We start from the raw sequence: 581 nt of genomic DNA, 5'->3' as shown, positions 1-581 counted from the left end.
GTGATGCTGACCTGGCCTGTCGTCAGGCTGGTGTTGCTGTCGTAGGTTTTGCTGGCACTGATGCTGGCGGTCGCTTGACCGATATTCAGACTACCGTTCGTGTAGACGATGTTGCTGTAGTTGCTGTTTGTGCCGCCGACTGTATTGGCATAGCTGCCGGCATTTGTGCCTGTGGCACCGCTGGCGGTAAAGCCAGTGATGTTGCTGGCCGTATCGGTACCAACTAATCCTGTCGCTGTGAAACCATTGACGCTTTGTTGTGTCGCGTTGTAGGTACCGCTTTGGCTATTACCGATGATATTAACTGCCGTTGTCACCGCATTAATCGTCGCCTGGTTGTTAGCTGATGCATTGCTTAATGCAGGCAGAATATAGTTTGATGCTAAACCAGTGCCATCACTTAAACCAGTAATGCCACTGACGTAGTTTGTTGCATTGGCGGCCACGTTCGCGTTATTTGCCACAGCCGTACCGGTGTAGTTCAGCGTTTGTCCATTGACGCCCGTGATACTGACCTGGCCTGGTGTCAGGCTGGTGTTGCTATCGTAAGTCTTCGTTGCGTTGATCGTTGCTGTGGCTTG

Annotated in this window: 1 protein-coding gene; it reads right to left on the bottom strand. The window is 51.8% G+C overall.

Annotated elements, in window-relative coordinates:
• Positions 1-581 (bottom strand): hypothetical protein (locus ACO0K1_RS20265; protein ID WP_423029014.1); only part of this gene is annotated, 581 nt, incomplete at both ends.

Origin of the sequence: Undibacterium sp. SXout20W (genome assembly GCF_049340285.1) — a bacterium.
Classification (GTDB): Bacteria; Pseudomonadota; Gammaproteobacteria; order Burkholderiales; family Burkholderiaceae_D; genus Undibacterium.
The sequence above is the reverse complement of the archived record's forward strand: the minus strand, read 5'-3'. Positions and strand labels throughout refer to the sequence as shown.